Genomic DNA, 13,866 nt, shown 5'->3' with positions numbered 1-13,866 from the left:
GGGGGCTGTGCCAGCCGGTCCACTTCCTCCTTGAGGGCCACGATCTGGTCGCGGGCCTCTCGCAGGGTGGAGGCGAGCCGTTCGTTCTGGGCGGTCACGCCGGCCAGGTTGGTCTGGAGCTCGACGATCCGCTCTTCGAGGACTCTCGAATTGCGCGGCGAGTCGGCGAGCTTGCGGCGCAGGACGGCGATTTCCTGCTCAAGGTACGAGACCTGAGCGGTCTCGTCGGAACCACGAGCGGGCCTGCCGGTGCTGCGGTTGTAGTCGTCATCGTGGGCTGCCACGGTCCTCACCTCCTCCGGGGAGCTGGACGCTTCCAGACCCTACCTGGGACCAGGGGTCCGTAAACCCCTAGATCAAGAAAGATGGAACGGGCGTGTCCGATCTTCGCCCTCGCGTGCTTCCCCTCTGCTAGGGGGATACCCACCGCGCACCGGCCAAAGCGGACCAGATGTATCGTCGATCGAGTCGATATCCGATCGCGACCGCTGCCTGAGGTCCGATCGTTGTACGAATGGCGGGAATGCCCCGCGCGGGGACGTCCCGGGACAGAAACGGCGGAAAAGCATGTCGGTGAGCGAGTCGGAGACGGAGACCGGACCGCTGGAGGTCTGGATCGACCAGGATCTGTGCACCGGCGACGGCATCTGCGCGCAGTACGCGCCCGAGGTCTTCGAACTGGACATCGACGGCCTGGCCTATGTGAAGGGCGCCGACGACGAGTTGCGCCAGCAGCCCGGCGAGACGGTGCCGGTGCCGCTGACGCTCCTTCAGGACGTGGTGGACTCGGTGAAGGACTGCCCGGGCGACTGCATCCACGTCCGCCGGGCCGCCGACCGGGTCGAGGTGTACGGCCCGGACGCGGAGTAGGCGCCCCCGGTCCTGGCGGAGTTCAGGTCCGGCTGAGCGGGGCGGCGGTCTGGGAACGGTCCCAGCCGCCGCCCTTGCGCGTCCAGGTGAGGTCGAGTGAGATGTCCGGTTCGAAGCGCGGCACGTCGTCACCGGAGTAGCCCTGGGCGTGGCCGGTCACGGCACCGTCGCTGCGCAGCGCCAGCCGGCCGACCGTGAGGTTCTCACGCTCCGACAGCAGGGTGGCCAGGACGACGGGTCGGCCGCCCGCGGGGCCGGGGCCCAGCAGGTAGACGGCGTCCGGCGGGGTGCCGTTCTCGGCCGCGCAGTGCGCGGCGACGACGGTGCCGGGCCGGCCGTCGCCCAGGTCGGCGGCGAAGCTGATGGCGATCTTGACCGGGAACGGTCCGCAGTCCAGGGGGAGTTCGGCCGCGGCCGGGTCGGGGGCGACGGCGGCCGGAAGGGCCTTCGGGGTCGGCCGGGCCGGGCCGGGGGTCCCGGTCGCGGGGGCGGCGGCGAGTGCGGCCGCCACCACGGCGGCGCAGCCGGCGACGGTGAGGGCCCAGTGCCAGGGGGCGGTCCCGGCCCGGCCGGGCGCGGTGCCGCCTCCGGGGCCCTGCCGTCCGGAAGTGTGCTGTCCAGCCGTCGTCCCGACCGCGGTCTCCACCAGGCGTCCCCTCCAGTGGTCTGTGTGAGCGAGCATCGTCCCACACCGGGGCGGCCGTCGGAGGGCCCGGGGTGCCCCTCCGGGCAGCGCGAAGGGGCGGTACGACGACGCGTACCGCCCCTTCGACGGAGTGCTAGCCGAGGTCGGTCGGACCGTCGGTCTCGGTACGGGCTGCGGCGCGGGCCGCGGCGCGCTCCTGCAACGAGCGCTCGGGCGACCCGTTGTCGTAGTCCTCGCCGTACGCGCCCTTGGCCGGGCGGCGGCGGCGCAGCGGCGGCTCGACGCCGTCGGCCAGCCGGCGGGAGGTGAGCAGGAAGCCGGTGTGACCGATCATCCGGTGGTCCGGGCGGACCGCCAGGCCCTCCAGGTGCCAGGTGCGGACCATGGTCTCCCAGGCCTGCGGCTCGGTGAAGGTGCCGTGCTCGCGCAGCGCCTCGACGGTCTTGGACATCTGCGTGGTGGTGGCCACGTAGCAGCAGATGAGGCCGCCGGGGACGAGCGCCTTGGAGGCGACGTCCAGACACTCCCAGGGGGCGAGCATGTCCAGGATGACGCGGTCGACGTCGGCCTCGACCAGGTTGTCCTGGAGGTCGCCGACGGTGAGCTTCCACGCCGGGTGGGGCCCGCCGAAGTAGCGCTCGACGTTGCCCTTGGCGATGTCGGCGAAGTCCTGCCGGCGCTCGTAGGAGGCGAGCATGCCGGTGTCTCCGACGGCGCGCAGCAGGTAGGTGGAGAGCGCGCCGGATCCGACGCCGGCCTCCACCACGCGGGCGCCCGCGAAGATGTCGGCCATCGCCAGGATCTGCCCCGCGTCCTTGGGGTAGATCACGGCGGCGCCGCGCGGCATGGACAGGACGTAGTCGGGGAGCAGGGGGCGCAGCGCGAGGTACGGGACGTTCCCCGTGGTGCGCACGACCGTGCCCTCGGGGGCGCCGATCAGCTCGTCGTGGGGGAACGCACCCTTGTGGGTGTGGAACTGGTTCCCGGCCTGGAGCGTGAACGTGTAGTGGCGGCCCTTGGGGTCGGTCAGCTGGACCTGGTCCCCGACCTGGAAGGGCCCGCGTCGGCGGGTGGCACCGGTCGGTTCGGACATGCGGACAATCCTAAGGGAAGCGGACGGCCCCGCCCGACCGGGGTGATCGTCGGCCCCGGCGGCGCGGTCAGGACCGGCCGGTGACCGCCGCGGTCAGACGCTGTTCGATGTCGGTGAGCGCGGCCACCCCGTACACCCGGCCGTCCTCCTCGACGACCAGGTACTCGCCGGCCGGGGTCGCCCGGACGGCACGCAGCAGGTCCTCGCCGGCGAGGTCGGCGGAGAGCCGCAGGCCGGGTTCGAGGTCGCGGGCGAGCGGGCCGACGGCGACCCAGGGACGGCGGTGCTCGGGGATGCCCCGGACGGCGGACTCCCGGACGATGGCGATCGGGTCGCCGCGCCCGTCGACCACGACGACGGCACCGGCCCCGGCCTCGCCGGCGCGGCGCATGGCCTCGCCGAGCGGGGTGTCGGCGGTGACCTCGACGGTCCGGCGGGCGAGGTCGCGCAGCCGCAGCCCGGGCAGGACCTCCTTGAGCCGGGCGTTGCGCAGGGCGCCGCCGGCGCCGTTCCAGATGACGGCGGCCAGGACGGCGGCCAGGACGGCGTCGATCATGGTGTCGGTGCGGCTGCGTTCGAGGTCGCGGGCGGCGCTGACCAGGGGCAGCCCGATCAGCACGGCGACGGCCAGGCCGCGGCCGGCCCAGGCGGCCGCGACGGTGCCGGCCATCGGGCGGCCGGTGGCCGCCCAGACCACGGCGCGCAGCATCCGGCCGCCGTCCAGCGGCAGGCCGGGCAGCAGGTTGAAGGCGGCGACGACGAGGTTGGAGACCATCAGGCCGGTGAGCAGCACCCCGGGGACGGTGGTCAACTCGACGGCCTGGAGCGCGAGGAAGAAGAGACCGCCCAGGACCAGCGAGAGCAGCGGTCCGACGAAGGCGAGCCAGAACTCGCGCCCGGGGCTCTCGGCCTCCTTCTCGATCTCGGAGACGCCGCCGAAGAACTGGAGCTGGATGCGGCGGACACCGAGCCGGTAGCGGAGCGCGACCAGCGTGTGGGCCAGCTCGTGCACCAGGACGGAGCCGTAGAACGCGACCGCGAAGGAGAACGCGACGAGGTAGCGGGCGCCGCCGAGCTCGGGCAGGACTCGGTCGAGCTGGCCGCCGAAGACCCAGGTGATCAGCGCGGCGATGACGAACCAGGACGGGGTGACGTACACCGGGACGCCGAAGGGGCGGCCCACCAGGATGCCGCCGCGGGGCTCCGGGTCCTCGGACGGCGGGGCTCCGGGACGGTTGCCGCCGCCGTGCGGTGGCTGGTCGGAGGTCTGCTGCCCCCTGCTGTCGCTCACCGGTGTCCCTTCGTCCGTCTCCCCCGCGCCGCGCCTCACGCCGGTGCGCCCACGCTACGTGATCGGGACGGCCGGGCGCCGCGCGCCCCTCGCTTCTCCCTGCCTCATACCCCGTGGCGGGTTCCGGCAGCACCGTGGCAGCGGGATGACGGCGCAGGGCAATAGGGTCGGGGTATGCAGCAGACCGACACCAGCAGCGCCGAGGTGGTCGCGCCCCGCCCGGCGGCGCCCCCGACCGGCCTGTCCCCGTCCCGCGCGGGGGACTTCCTGACCTGCCCGCTGCTGTACCGGCTGCGGGTGATCGACCGGCTCCCGGAGCCGCCGAGCTCGGCGGCGACCAGGGGCACCCTGGTGCACGCGGTGCTGGAGCGGCTGTTCGACAGCCCGGCGGCCGAGCGGACGCCGGAGCGGGCCCTGGGCCTGCTGCGCCCGCAGTGGGAGCGGCTGCTGGGTGAGCGCCCGGAGCTGTCCGGCCTCTTCCCGGAGGACCCGGACGGCGCGGCGCTGACCCTCTGGCTGGCCGACGCCGAGAAGCTGCTCGCCCAGTGGTTCCGGCTGGAGGACCCGACCCGGCTGCATCCGGTGGAGCGCGAGCTCTACGTGGAGACGGCGCTGGACTCCGGGCTGCTGCTGCGCGGCTACATCGACCGGGTGGACGTCGCCCCCACCGGCGAGGTGCGGCTGGTCGACTACAAGACCGGCCGGGCGCCCTCGCGGGACTTCGAGGGCAAGGCGATGTTCCAGATGAAGTTCTACGCGCTGGTGGTCTGGCGGTGGAAGGGCGTGATCCCCCGGCGGCTGCAGCTGGTCTACCTGGGCGGCGGCGGGGACGTGGTCAGCTACGACCCGGACGAGGCCGACCTGCTCGCGGTGGAGCGCAAGCTGCTGGCGCTGTGGGAGCGGATCGGCCACGCGGTGGCGACCGGTGACTTCCCGGCGACGCGCAACCGGCTCTGCGGCTGGTGCGACCACCAGGCCAGCTGCCCGGAGTTCGGCGGCACGCCCCCGCCGTACCCGCTGCCGCTGGCGCGCACGTCTGACGAGGACGATCCCACGGGGGATCCGATGAGCAAGGAGTCCTAGGTGACGATCCGAGTGCTGCTGGTCGACGACCAGCCGCTGCTCCGCACCGGTTTCCGGATGATCCTGGAGGCCGAGTCCGACCTGGTGGTGGTCGGCGAGGCCGGCGACGGCCAGCAGGCCCTGGACCAGGTCCGGGCGCTGCAGCCCGACGTGGTGCTGATGGACATCCGGATGCCGCGGATGGACGGCGTGGAGGCGACCCGCCGGATCGCCGGTCCGGGGCGGGACGGCCCGGCCAAGGTGCTGGTGCTGACCACCTTCGACCTGGACGAGTACGTGGTGGAGGCGCTGCGCGCGGGTGCGAGCGGCTTCCTGCTGAAGGACGTGCCGGCCGAGGAGCTGGTGCAGGCGATCCGGGTGGTGGCGGACGGTGCGGCGATGCTGGCGCCGTCGATCACCCGGCGGCTGCTGGACATGTACGCCACCAAGCTGCCCTCCGGTGAGGAGGCCCCGCCGCAGGCGCTGAACGCGCTGACCGAGCGGGAGCTGGAGGTGCTGAAGCTGGTGGCGCGCGGGCTGTCGAACGCGGAGATCGCCGCGGAGCTGTTCGTCAGCGAGACGACGGTGAAGACGCACGTCGGCCACGTGCTGACCAAGCTGCAGCTGCGCGACCGGGTGCAGGCGGCGGTGTACGCGTACGAGAGCGGGCTGGTCCGTCCCGGCGCGCTCTGACCCGGACGTGCCGGAGGCCCGGCCGCTCCCCCGCCGGGGGGGGCGGCCGGGCCTCCGTACGGGGGCTACTTGCCGACCCGGCCGATCTCCCAGAAGCGGAAGAAGCCGGTGGTGTCGACGGTCGACTCCACGCCGGTGATGTTGGAGCGGGAGGCGAAGAACGACTTGTTCTGGAACAGCGGGATCAGCGGGGCGTTCGTGGCCACGATGCCCTGGATCTGGCCGTAGGCCGTCGTCGCGGCGGCGCGGTCGGCCTGCTTGAGGGTGTCCGGCACGAGCTTCTGGCTGATCTGCGGGTCGTCCCAGCCGTGGTGGTAGGCGCCGCCCTCGACGACCAGCGGGGCGACGTAGTTGTCCGGGTCCGGGTAGTCGGCGAACCAGCCGATCGTGTACATCTGGTACTTGCCCTCGGCCCAGCCCTTCTTGAAGGCGTCCCAGTCGGGCTCGTGCTGGACGGTCACCTGGAACAGGCCGCCGGCCTCCAGCTGCTTCTTCAGCGTCTCGGACTCGGCGCCCTCGGCGCGCGAGCGCGACCAGGTGAGGGTGATCTTGACCGGCGTCTGGACCTTGGCGGCGGTGAGGATCGCCTTCGCCTTGGTGACGTCCTGGTCGCCGTAGCGGTCGAAGAAGGCCGTGTTGTGGCCGCTGACGCCGGCCGGGACCATCGAGTAGAGCGGCTGGACGGTGCGGGCGAAGACGTCGCGGGCCAGGGCCTTGCGGTCGACCAGCTGGGCGGCGGCCTGCCGGACGGCGACGTTGCCGCCGACCGGGTCCTTGGTGTTGAAGACCAGGTAGCGGGTGTCGCTGCTGTCGCCCTCGACGACGCGCAGGTCGGTCTTGCCGCCCTGCTGGTCGGAGAGGATCTGGGCGGCGGTGTTGGGCTCCAGGCTGTTGTCGGCGAGGTCGACCTCGCCCTTGTCCAGCGAGGCCTTGAGGTCGGCGGGCTTGTCGAAGTACCGCAGGGTGAACTTCTTGTTCCGCAGCTTGGCGTCGCCGGTGTACTTGTCGTTGGGCGACAGCACGACCTTGCCCGGGCCGCCGGTGCCGCCGGCCATCGGCTCGATCGAGTCGATCTTGTACGGGCCGGAGCCGACCAGCTTGTCGTTGCCGAGCAGCTTGTCGGCCGGGAAGACCTCCTGGTCGACGATGGCGCCGGCCGGACCGGCCAGCTTGGCCGGGAGGGTGGCGTCGGGCTGGCCGAGGTGGAAGACCACCTCGGTGTCGCCCTTGGCCTCGACCGACTTGATCGAGGAGAGCAGCCCGGCCGGGCCGCTCTGGTCGTTGATCTTCAGCGTCCGCTGGATCGAGAAGACGACGTCGGCGGCGGTGAGCGCGTGCCCGTTGGAGAACTTCAGGCCGGACTTCAGCGTGCAGCGGTACTGGGTGGCCTCGCCCGCGGTGAACTCGCAGGACTGGGCGGCGTCCGGGCCGGGCGCGCTGGAGGCGGCCGGGTAGCTGAGCAGCGACTGGAAGGTGTTGCGCAGCAGCAGCCAGGAGCCGGCGTCGTACGCGCCGGCCGGGTCCAGGGCGTTGGTCACCGAGGTGGTGCCCATGGTGATCGCCTTGTCGCCGTCCCCCTTGACGGCGTCGGTCACCGAGCCGCAGCCGGCCACCGAGGCGGCCACGAGTCCGGCGCAGCCGAGCACGGCCAGTCGTTCAGCTGAAGTCTTCACGGGTCGCGTCCTTCGGGGTGCGGTCCGGCCGGAGGGCCGGGGGCCCGCGAGCCGGTTGCCTCCTGGGTTGCGGAGGGGCGCGCGCGCGAGCCGGGCGCCCGTGCGACCGCGGGCAGGACGGGGTTGCCCGTCAGCGGCGGTGCCTGGGCTCGGGGGTGGGGAACGAACTGGAGTAGCGTGCCATATCGAACACACACCCCCGATACCCCCACAGGTGACAGTTGGGACACGGGGGGACGGCACCGGACAGGGCCGTCCTGCGAGTTGTCAGCCAATGCCCGTTTTCTCCCCGGGCCGTCGAGGGCCGGAGCCGGTCCGGACCGACTACCGGCCGGTAGTGCTCATGTGCAATGAGACGACAATCACACTCGCGAGGTGACCAGGGAGCGGAGCAGTTCCAGGTCGACCTGCTCCAGCGACGACAGCACCAGCCGACCGGGCGCGGGCTCGATCGCCGCCACCGAGGGCACCGCGATCACGGGACAGCCGGCCGCCTCGGCCGCGCGCACCCCGGTCGGCGCGTCCTCCACCACCACGCAGCGGGCCGGATCGGCGCCCAGCCGGCGCGCCGCCTCCAGGTACGGGTCCGGGTGCGGCTTGGTGCGCGGCACCTCGTCCCCCGCGACCGTGAAGGCGAAGTGCTCGGCGCCCAGCGAGCGCAGCACGATGTCGATGATGTGCCGGTGGGAGGCGGAGACCAGCGCGGCCGGGACGCCGTGCGCGGCGAGCGTGTTGAGCAGCCGCTCCGCACCCGGCATCAGCGGCACCCCGCCGGCCAGCAGGTCCACGAACCGCTGGTTGATCAGCACGGTCAGGTCGGCCGGTGCGAGGTCCACGCCCGTGGTGGCGAGCAGGTAGTCGATCACCCGGCTCATCGGGCCGCCGACCACCTGCGCGCGGTCCTTCTCGTCGAGCGCGTAGCCGAGCTCGGCGAAGAGCGAGGCCTCCGCCTGCCACCAGTAGTCCTCGGTGTCCACCAGCGTTCCGTCCATGTCCAGCAGCACCGCCTGCAGGCCCTGCCCGTCGCCCGGGTCGAGGGTCTGGATGGCGGTGGAGATGGTGGTCATGGCGGGATCCTTCCGTCCGTGCCCCCGGATCGGCTCCGGGGATGACACAGGCCGGCCCGCTGGTGAGCGGACCGGCCCGTTCAGGATCATCAAGGATACGCCCGGCCCGTCCGGATCGGGCGAACGCTGCGCAGCGTCCGGATTACCGCGCGTTGAAGTACTTGGCCTCCGGGTGGTGGATCACGATCGCGTCGGTGGACTGCTCCGGGTGCAGCTGGAACTCCTCGGAGAGGACCACGCCGATCCGCTCGGGCTTCAGCAGGTCGGCGATCTTGGCGCGGTCCTCCAGCTCCGGGCACGCCCCGTAGCCGAGGGAGAACCGCGCGCCCCGGTACTTCAGCGCGAACATGTCCCGGACGTCCTGCGGGTCCTCGTCGCCGAAGCCCAGCTCGAAGCGGACCCGGGCGTGCCAGAACTCGGCCAGCGCCTCGGCCAGCTGGACGGAGAGGCCGTGCAGCTCCAGGTAGTCGCGGTAGGAGTTGTCGGCGAACAGCTCGTTGGCCGCCTCGGAGATCCGGTTGCCCATGGTGACCACCTGGAGGCCGAGCACGTCGCGGACCCCGGACTCCTCCGGGCGGAAGAAGTCGGCCAGGCAGAGCCGGCGCCCGCGCCGCTGGCGCGGGAAGGTGAAGCGGGTCCGCTCGGTGCCGTCCTCGTGGAAGACGATCAGGTCGTCGCCCTTGGAGTTGGCCGGGTAGAAGCCGTAGATGACGGCCGCCTCCAGCCAGCCCTCGGTCTGCAGCCGGTCCAGCCACATCCGCAGCCGCGGCCGGCCCTCGGTCTCCACCAGCTCCTCGTACGAGGGGCCGTCCCCGCTCCGGGCGGCCTTCAGGCCCCACTGGCCCTTGAACAGGGCGTCCTCGTCCAGCCAGCTCGCGTAGTCGGCGAACGGCACGCCCTTGACGATCCGGTCACCCCAGAACGGCGGCTCGGGCACCCGGTTGTCGACGGCGACGTCCGAGCGGATCTGGCCGAGGTTGACCTCCTCGGGCTCCTCGACCTCCACCCGTGCGTGCCGGCGCTGCTTCAGCTCCGGCAGGGTGGCGCCCGGCACACCGCGCTTGACCGCGATCAGCGCGTCCATCAGCCGCAGGCCCTCGAAGGCGTCCCGGGCGTAGCGGACCTCGCCCTCGTAGATCTCGTGCAGGTCCTGCTCGACGTAGGCGCGGGTGAGCGCGGCACCGCCGAGGATCACCGGGTAGTCGGCCGCCAGCTTGCGCTGGTTCAGCTCCTCCAGGTTCTCCTTCATGATCACGGTGGACTTCACCAGCAGGCCGGACATCCCGATGACGTCGGCCCGGTGCTCCTGCGCGGCGTCCAGGATCGCCGAGACCGGCTGCTTGATGCCCAGGTTGACCACGTTGTAGCCGTTGTTGGACAGGATGATGTCGACCAGGTTCTTGCCGATGTCGTGGACGTCGCCCTTGACGGTGGCCAGCACGATGGTGCCCTTGCCCTCGTCGTCGGACTTCTCCATGTGCGGCTCCAGGTGCGCCACCGCGGTCTTCATCACCTCGGCGGACTGGAGCACGAACGGCAGCTGCATCTGGCCGGAGCCGAACAGCTCGCCGACCACCTTCATGCCGGCCAGCAGCGTGCTGTTGACGATCTCCAGCGCCGGGCGCTCCGTCAGCGCCTCGTCGAGGTCGGCCTCCAGGCCGTTCCGCTCGCCGTCGATGATCCGCCGCTGCAGGCGCTCCTCCAGCGGAAGCGCGGCCAGCTCCTCCGCCTTGGACGCCCGGACGGAGGCCGAGGAGACGCCCTCGAAGAGCCGGAGCAGCTTCTGCAGCGGGTCGTAGCCCTCGCTGCGGCGGTCGTAGACCAGGTCGAGGGCGACCTCGCGCTGGTCCTCGGGGATCCGGGCCATCGGCACGATCTTGGAGGCGTGCACGATCGCCGAGTCCAGGCCCGCCTCGACGCACTCGTTCAGGAAGACCGAGTTGATCACCATACGGGCGGCCGGGCTGAGGCCGAAGGAGATGTTGGACAGGCCGAGGGTGGTCTGCACGTCCGGGTGGCGGCGCTTGAGCTCGCGGATCGCCTCGATGGTCTCGATGCCGTCGCGGCGGGACTCCTCCTGCCCGGTGCCCAGGGTGAACGCCAGGCAGTCGACCAGGATCGAGCCCTCGTCGATGCCGTACTCGGTGGTGAGCTGGGCGATCAGCCGCTCGGCGATCTCGACCTTCTTGTCGGCGGTGCGGGCCTGGCCCTCCTCGTCGATGGTCAGCGCGATCAGGCCGGCGCCGTGCTCGCGGGCCAGCGAGGCGATCCGCCCGAAGCGGGTGTCCGGGCCGTCGCCGTCCTCGTAGTTCACCGAGTTCAGCAGGGCGCGCCCGCCGAGCGACTCCAGACCGGCGCGCAGCACCTCCGGCTCGGTGGAGTCCAGCACGATCGGCAGGGTGGAGGCCGTCGCCAGCCGGCCGGCGATCTCCTTCATGTCGGCGACGCCGTCGCGGCCGACGTAGTCCACGCAGAGGTCCAGCAGGTGCGAGCCGTCCCGGATCTGGTCCCGGGCGATCTCCACGCAGGCCTGCCAGTCGCCGGCCAGCATCGACTCGCGGAACTTCTTCGAACCGTTGGCGTTGGTGCGCTCGCCGATCGCCAGGTACGAGGTGTCCTGGCGGAAGGGCACCGCCTGGTAGAGCGAGGCCGCCGAGGGCTCGGGACGCGGGTCGCGCACGGTGACCGGCCGGCCCTGGACCCGCTCGACCACCTGGCGCAGGTGCTCGGGGGTGGTGCCGCAGCAGCCGCCGACCAGCGACAGCCCGTACTCGCGGGTGAAGACGTCGTGCGCGTCGGCCAGCTCGGCCGGGCTCAGCGGGTAGTGCGCGCCGTCCTTGCCCAGCACCGGCAGACCGGCGTTCGGCATGCAGGAGAGGCCGATCCGCGCGTTCTTGGCCAGGTACCGCAGGTGCTCGCTCATCTCGGCCGGGCCGGTGGCGCAGTTCAGACCGATGTAGTCGACGCCGAGCGGCTCCAGCGCGGTCAGCGCGGCTCCGATCTCGGAGCCCAGCAGCATGGTGCCGGTGGTCTCCACGGTCACCTGGACCAGCACCGGGAGGTCGAGGCCCGCGTCCGCGAGGGCGGCCTTGGAACCCAGGATCGCGGCCTTGGTCTGCAGCAGGTCCTGGCTGGTCTCCACCAGCAGGGCGTCCGCACCGCCGGCGATCAGGCCCGCCGCGTTCTGCCGGAAGCCCTCGCGGAGCGTCGCGTACGGGGCGTGGCCGAGGGTCGGCAGCTTGGTGCCGGGGCCGATCGAGCCGAGCACCCAGCGGGTCCGGCCGTCGGTCCCGGTGTGCTGGTCGGCGGCCTCGCGGGCGATGCGGGCCCCGGCCTCGGAGAGCTCGAAGACGCGCTCCGGGATGTCGTACTCGCCGAGCGCCGAGTGGTTGGCGCCGAAGGTGTTGGTCTCCACGCAGTCCACGCCCACCGCGAAGTACGCGTCGTGGACGGAGCGGACGATGTCGGGCCGGGTCAGGTTGAGGACCTCGTTGCAGCCCTCCAGGTCCTGGAAGTCCTCCAGCGTCGGGTCCTGGGCCTGGAGCATGGTGCCCATCGCCCCGTCGGCGACCACCACACGGGTGGCCAGTGCCTCACGCAGCGCGTTCGCGCGGCTCTGCTGGGTGACGGACGGGTCGGCTGCAGTGGCCATGGGGCTTCTCCCTGGGTGCGACGGCTGTCGGCTTTGCGCACCCGCTGAGTCGGGGACGCACGTGGCCAGGGTATCCGGCCCCTGCTGGGAGCAGAGCACCCATTTCGTATCCTGAGCCCTCGTCCGCGAGGGGAGAGCGACGCTATGGGTGGATTCCGGACACGTGCGGGTCGGATCGGGGCGGTTCCCGCCGCCTGGGCCCGGGCGCTGCGCGTCCGCTGGCGGAGCTGGTCCCGATGGCGGAAGTCGCTGGCAACGGCGCTGGTGGCGCTGGCCGTCGTGGTGGTTCCGATCGGCTCGGCGGCCCTCGCGCTGCGTCTCCAGTACGTCGGCGACCCGTCGCCCGAGGCGCGTACCCGCGGTCGCGACGCGGTCTGGCTCGGCCACGCCTGGGTCGACGGCCGGAAGGGTGACGCGGACATCGCCGCGCTCGCCCGGCGGCTGGCCGGAACCGGCATCCGGGACCTGTACGTGCACACCGGCCCGCTGGAGCACGACGGCTCCCTGCCGCCCTCCGTGCACCCCCGGGCCCGCTGGTTCACCGAGGAGGCGCACCGGGCACTGCCCGGGATCCGGGTGCAGAGCTGGCTGGGCGACGAGGTCAAGCCCGAGAAGGACGCGCTGGACCTGGAGGACGCCGCCACCCGGGACCGGGTCACCGCCTCCGCCCGCCAGGTGCTCGATCTCGGCTTCGACGGCGTGCACTTCGACATGGAGCCGATCCGGCCCGGTTCGAAGGGCTGGCTCGCCCTGCTCGACCAGGTCCGCCCGGTCACGGCCGAACGCGGCACCAAGCTCTCGGTGGCCGTCCCGCAGATCGATCCGCTGCCTTACCAGCACAACGTGGCCATCGCGTTGACCGACCACGGCAAGTGGTGGGATCAGGCCTATTTCGCCGAGACCGCCCGCCGGGTCGACCAGGTCGCCGTGATGACGTACGACTCCAGCATGCCGACCGAGTCGCTGTACGGCGGCTACAACGCCTACCAGACCGAGCTCGCGCTGGAGGCCACCCCGGAGGACGTGGACCTGCTGATGGGCCTGCCGTTCTACTGGGAGGACAAGTGGGGCCACTGGGGTCGCGCCGAGACGGTGACCGCCGGCATCCGGGGCATCCGGCTGGGCCTGGGCCGGTACGACCTCGACCGGCAGAACTTCGGTGTCGGGCTGTACGTGGACTTCGCCGCGACCGAGCAGAACTGGACGGACTACCGGCGCCACTGGGTCCGCTGAGCGGGGCCGGGGGCCTTACGGGCCCCGGCCTCAGGCCGGCGAGGCGGGGAGCGGGGCGGCCATCCGGTGGGCCAGGTCGCCCAGGAAGCGGCGGACGGTGGCGTCCTCGCCCGTCACGTAGTGCAGGACGGCCCGGTAGAACGGTCCGTAGACCTCGCCGCGTTCGGTGACGGTCAGCGTGCAGCCCCCGCCGACCGGCGTCAGCCGGTACGTCCAGGTGCCGCCGTACGGGAGGTCGCGGTCCGCGATCCCGGTCACCAGGCGGTGCGGGGCCTCGCTCTCCAGCACCTCGTAGGTGGTGTGCCCGTGCCGGCCGTACTCGCGCCAGCGGGCCAGGCCGTCGGCGGTCGCGGGCAGGACCTCGACGTGGGCCAGGCCCTGGCGCCAGGCCGGGTGGAGGCCGAGGTCGGTCAGTACCTCCCAGACCGCGCCGGGCGACTGGGCCAGCTCCAGACCGCCCTCGCTGACGTGCTCCACCGGCAGCCTCCGACCGGCGGCCAGCATCGCCAGTACCGCACCGGCCCCGGTCGCCAGCACCACGCCGGCACCGGTCCACAGCCGTCCGTTCATCCGTCGGCTCCTCACG

At 72.4% G+C, this 13,866-nt stretch carries 11 protein-coding genes and 1 pseudogene; 4 read left to right on the top strand and 8 right to left on the bottom strand.

Annotation, left to right across the window (positions count from 1 at the left end; translation table 11 throughout):
- Window positions 1-284: pseudogene (locus ABZY91_RS32520) on the bottom strand (proteasome ATPase); the annotation flags it as partial.
- A gap of 283 nt (window positions 285-567) precedes the next feature.
- Between ABZY91_RS32520 and ABZY91_RS32515 the strand changes: the two are divergent.
- On the top strand, window positions 568-870 hold the full coding sequence (locus tag ABZY91_RS32515) for a ferredoxin (protein WP_329877712.1): 303 nt from the start codon (window positions 568-570) through the stop codon (window positions 868-870).
- A gap of 22 nt (window positions 871-892) precedes the next feature.
- Here ABZY91_RS32515 and ABZY91_RS32510 read toward each other — a convergent pair whose 3' ends face one another.
- From ABZY91_RS32510 to ABZY91_RS32500, 3 genes are all read right to left on the bottom strand, one after another.
- Window positions 893-1,552, bottom strand: a complete 660-nt coding sequence (locus ABZY91_RS32510; RefSeq protein ID WP_355406605.1) for a hypothetical protein — start codon at window positions 1,550-1,552, stop codon at window positions 893-895.
- Between the two features lie 97 nt (window positions 1,553-1,649).
- Window positions 1,650-2,609, bottom strand: coding sequence for a tRNA (adenine-N1)-methyltransferase (locus ABZY91_RS32505; protein ID WP_329877716.1), 960 nt, complete (start codon window positions 2,607-2,609; stop codon window positions 1,650-1,652).
- 67 nt (window positions 2,610-2,676) lie between these two features.
- Window positions 2,677-3,900 carry a site-2 protease family protein gene (locus ABZY91_RS32500; protein ID WP_355406603.1) on the bottom strand — a complete coding sequence of 408 codons (1,224 nt, stop codon included), beginning with the start codon at window positions 3,898-3,900 and terminating at the stop codon, window positions 2,677-2,679.
- Window positions 3,901-4,074: 174 nt separating this feature from the next.
- Between ABZY91_RS32500 and ABZY91_RS32495 the strand changes: the two genes are divergently transcribed.
- Together ABZY91_RS32495 and ABZY91_RS32490 are read left to right on the top strand one after the other, a co-directional pair.
- Window positions 4,075-4,983, top strand: a complete 909-nt coding sequence (locus tag ABZY91_RS32495; protein WP_329877720.1) for a RecB family exonuclease — start codon at window positions 4,075-4,077, stop codon at window positions 4,981-4,983.
- Window positions 4,984-5,655 (top strand): response regulator transcription factor, encoded by a 672-nt coding sequence (locus tag ABZY91_RS32490; RefSeq protein ID WP_030299918.1) that lies wholly within the window; start codon window positions 4,984-4,986, stop codon window positions 5,653-5,655.
- Between the two features lie 65 nt (window positions 5,656-5,720).
- Here ABZY91_RS32490 and ABZY91_RS32485 read toward each other — a convergent pair whose 3' ends face one another.
- The 3 genes from ABZY91_RS32485 to metH form a co-directional block, all read right to left on the bottom strand.
- Window positions 5,721-7,328: an ABC transporter substrate-binding protein gene (locus ABZY91_RS32485; protein WP_355406600.1), complete on the bottom strand. Its 1,608-nt coding sequence runs from the start codon at window positions 7,326-7,328 to the stop codon at window positions 5,721-5,723.
- Between the two features lie 362 nt (window positions 7,329-7,690).
- Window positions 7,691-8,395 carry an HAD family phosphatase gene (locus ABZY91_RS32480; RefSeq protein ID WP_355406598.1) on the bottom strand — a complete coding sequence of 235 codons (705 nt, stop codon included), beginning with the start codon at window positions 8,393-8,395 and terminating at the stop codon, window positions 7,691-7,693.
- A 142-nt stretch (window positions 8,396-8,537) separates the two neighbouring features.
- Window positions 8,538-12,047, bottom strand: a complete 3,510-nt coding sequence (metH, locus tag ABZY91_RS32475; RefSeq protein ID WP_329877731.1) for a methionine synthase — start codon at window positions 12,045-12,047, stop codon at window positions 8,538-8,540.
- A gap of 144 nt (window positions 12,048-12,191) precedes the next feature.
- Between metH and ABZY91_RS32470 the strand changes: the two genes are divergently transcribed.
- Window positions 12,192-13,280 (top strand): glycosyl hydrolase family 18 protein, encoded by a 1,089-nt coding sequence (locus tag ABZY91_RS32470; RefSeq protein ID WP_355406596.1) that lies wholly within the window; start codon window positions 12,192-12,194, stop codon window positions 13,278-13,280.
- 30 nt (window positions 13,281-13,310) lie between these two features.
- Here ABZY91_RS32470 and ABZY91_RS32465 read toward each other — a convergent pair whose 3' ends face one another.
- Complete coding sequence (locus ABZY91_RS32465; protein WP_355406594.1) at window positions 13,311-13,850, bottom strand: SRPBCC family protein; 540 nt, start codon at window positions 13,848-13,850, stop codon at window positions 13,311-13,313.
- Window positions 13,851-13,866: the final 16 nt, after the last annotated feature.

This window comes from Kitasatospora sp. NPDC002965 (assembly GCF_040611255.1).
Lineage (GTDB): Bacteria > Actinomycetota > Actinomycetes > Streptomycetales > Streptomycetaceae > Kitasatospora.
Note: the sequence above shows the minus strand (reverse complement) of the source record. Positions and strands in the feature narration are given on the sequence as shown.

What these genes read in the sequence shown, in the direction of transcription:
- ABZY91_RS32515 (WP_329877712.1), top strand. Translation starts at nt 568, where the DNA reads ATGTCGGTGAGCGAGTCGGAGACGGAGACCGGACCGCTGGAGGTCTGG.
- ABZY91_RS32510 (WP_355406605.1), bottom strand. Translation starts at nt 1,552, where the DNA reads ATGCTCGCTCACACAGACCACTGGAGGGGACGCCTGGTGGAGACCGCG.
- ABZY91_RS32505 (WP_329877716.1), bottom strand. Translation starts at nt 2,609, where the DNA reads ATGTCCGAACCGACCGGTGCCACCCGCCGACGCGGGCCCTTCCAGGTC.
- ABZY91_RS32495 (WP_329877720.1), top strand. Translation starts at nt 4,075, where the DNA reads ATGCAGCAGACCGACACCAGCAGCGCCGAGGTGGTCGCGCCCCGCCCG.
- ABZY91_RS32480 (WP_355406598.1), bottom strand. Translation starts at nt 8,395, where the DNA reads ATGACCACCATCTCCACCGCCATCCAGACCCTCGACCCGGGCGACGGG.
- metH (WP_329877731.1), bottom strand. Translation starts at nt 12,047, where the DNA reads ATGGCCACTGCAGCCGACCCGTCCGTCACCCAGCAGAGCCGCGCGAAC.
- ABZY91_RS32470 (WP_355406596.1), top strand. Translation starts at nt 12,192, where the DNA reads ATGGGTGGATTCCGGACACGTGCGGGTCGGATCGGGGCGGTTCCCGCC.
- ABZY91_RS32465 (WP_355406594.1), bottom strand. Translation starts at nt 13,850, where the DNA reads ATGAACGGACGGCTGTGGACCGGTGCCGGCGTGGTGCTGGCGACCGGG.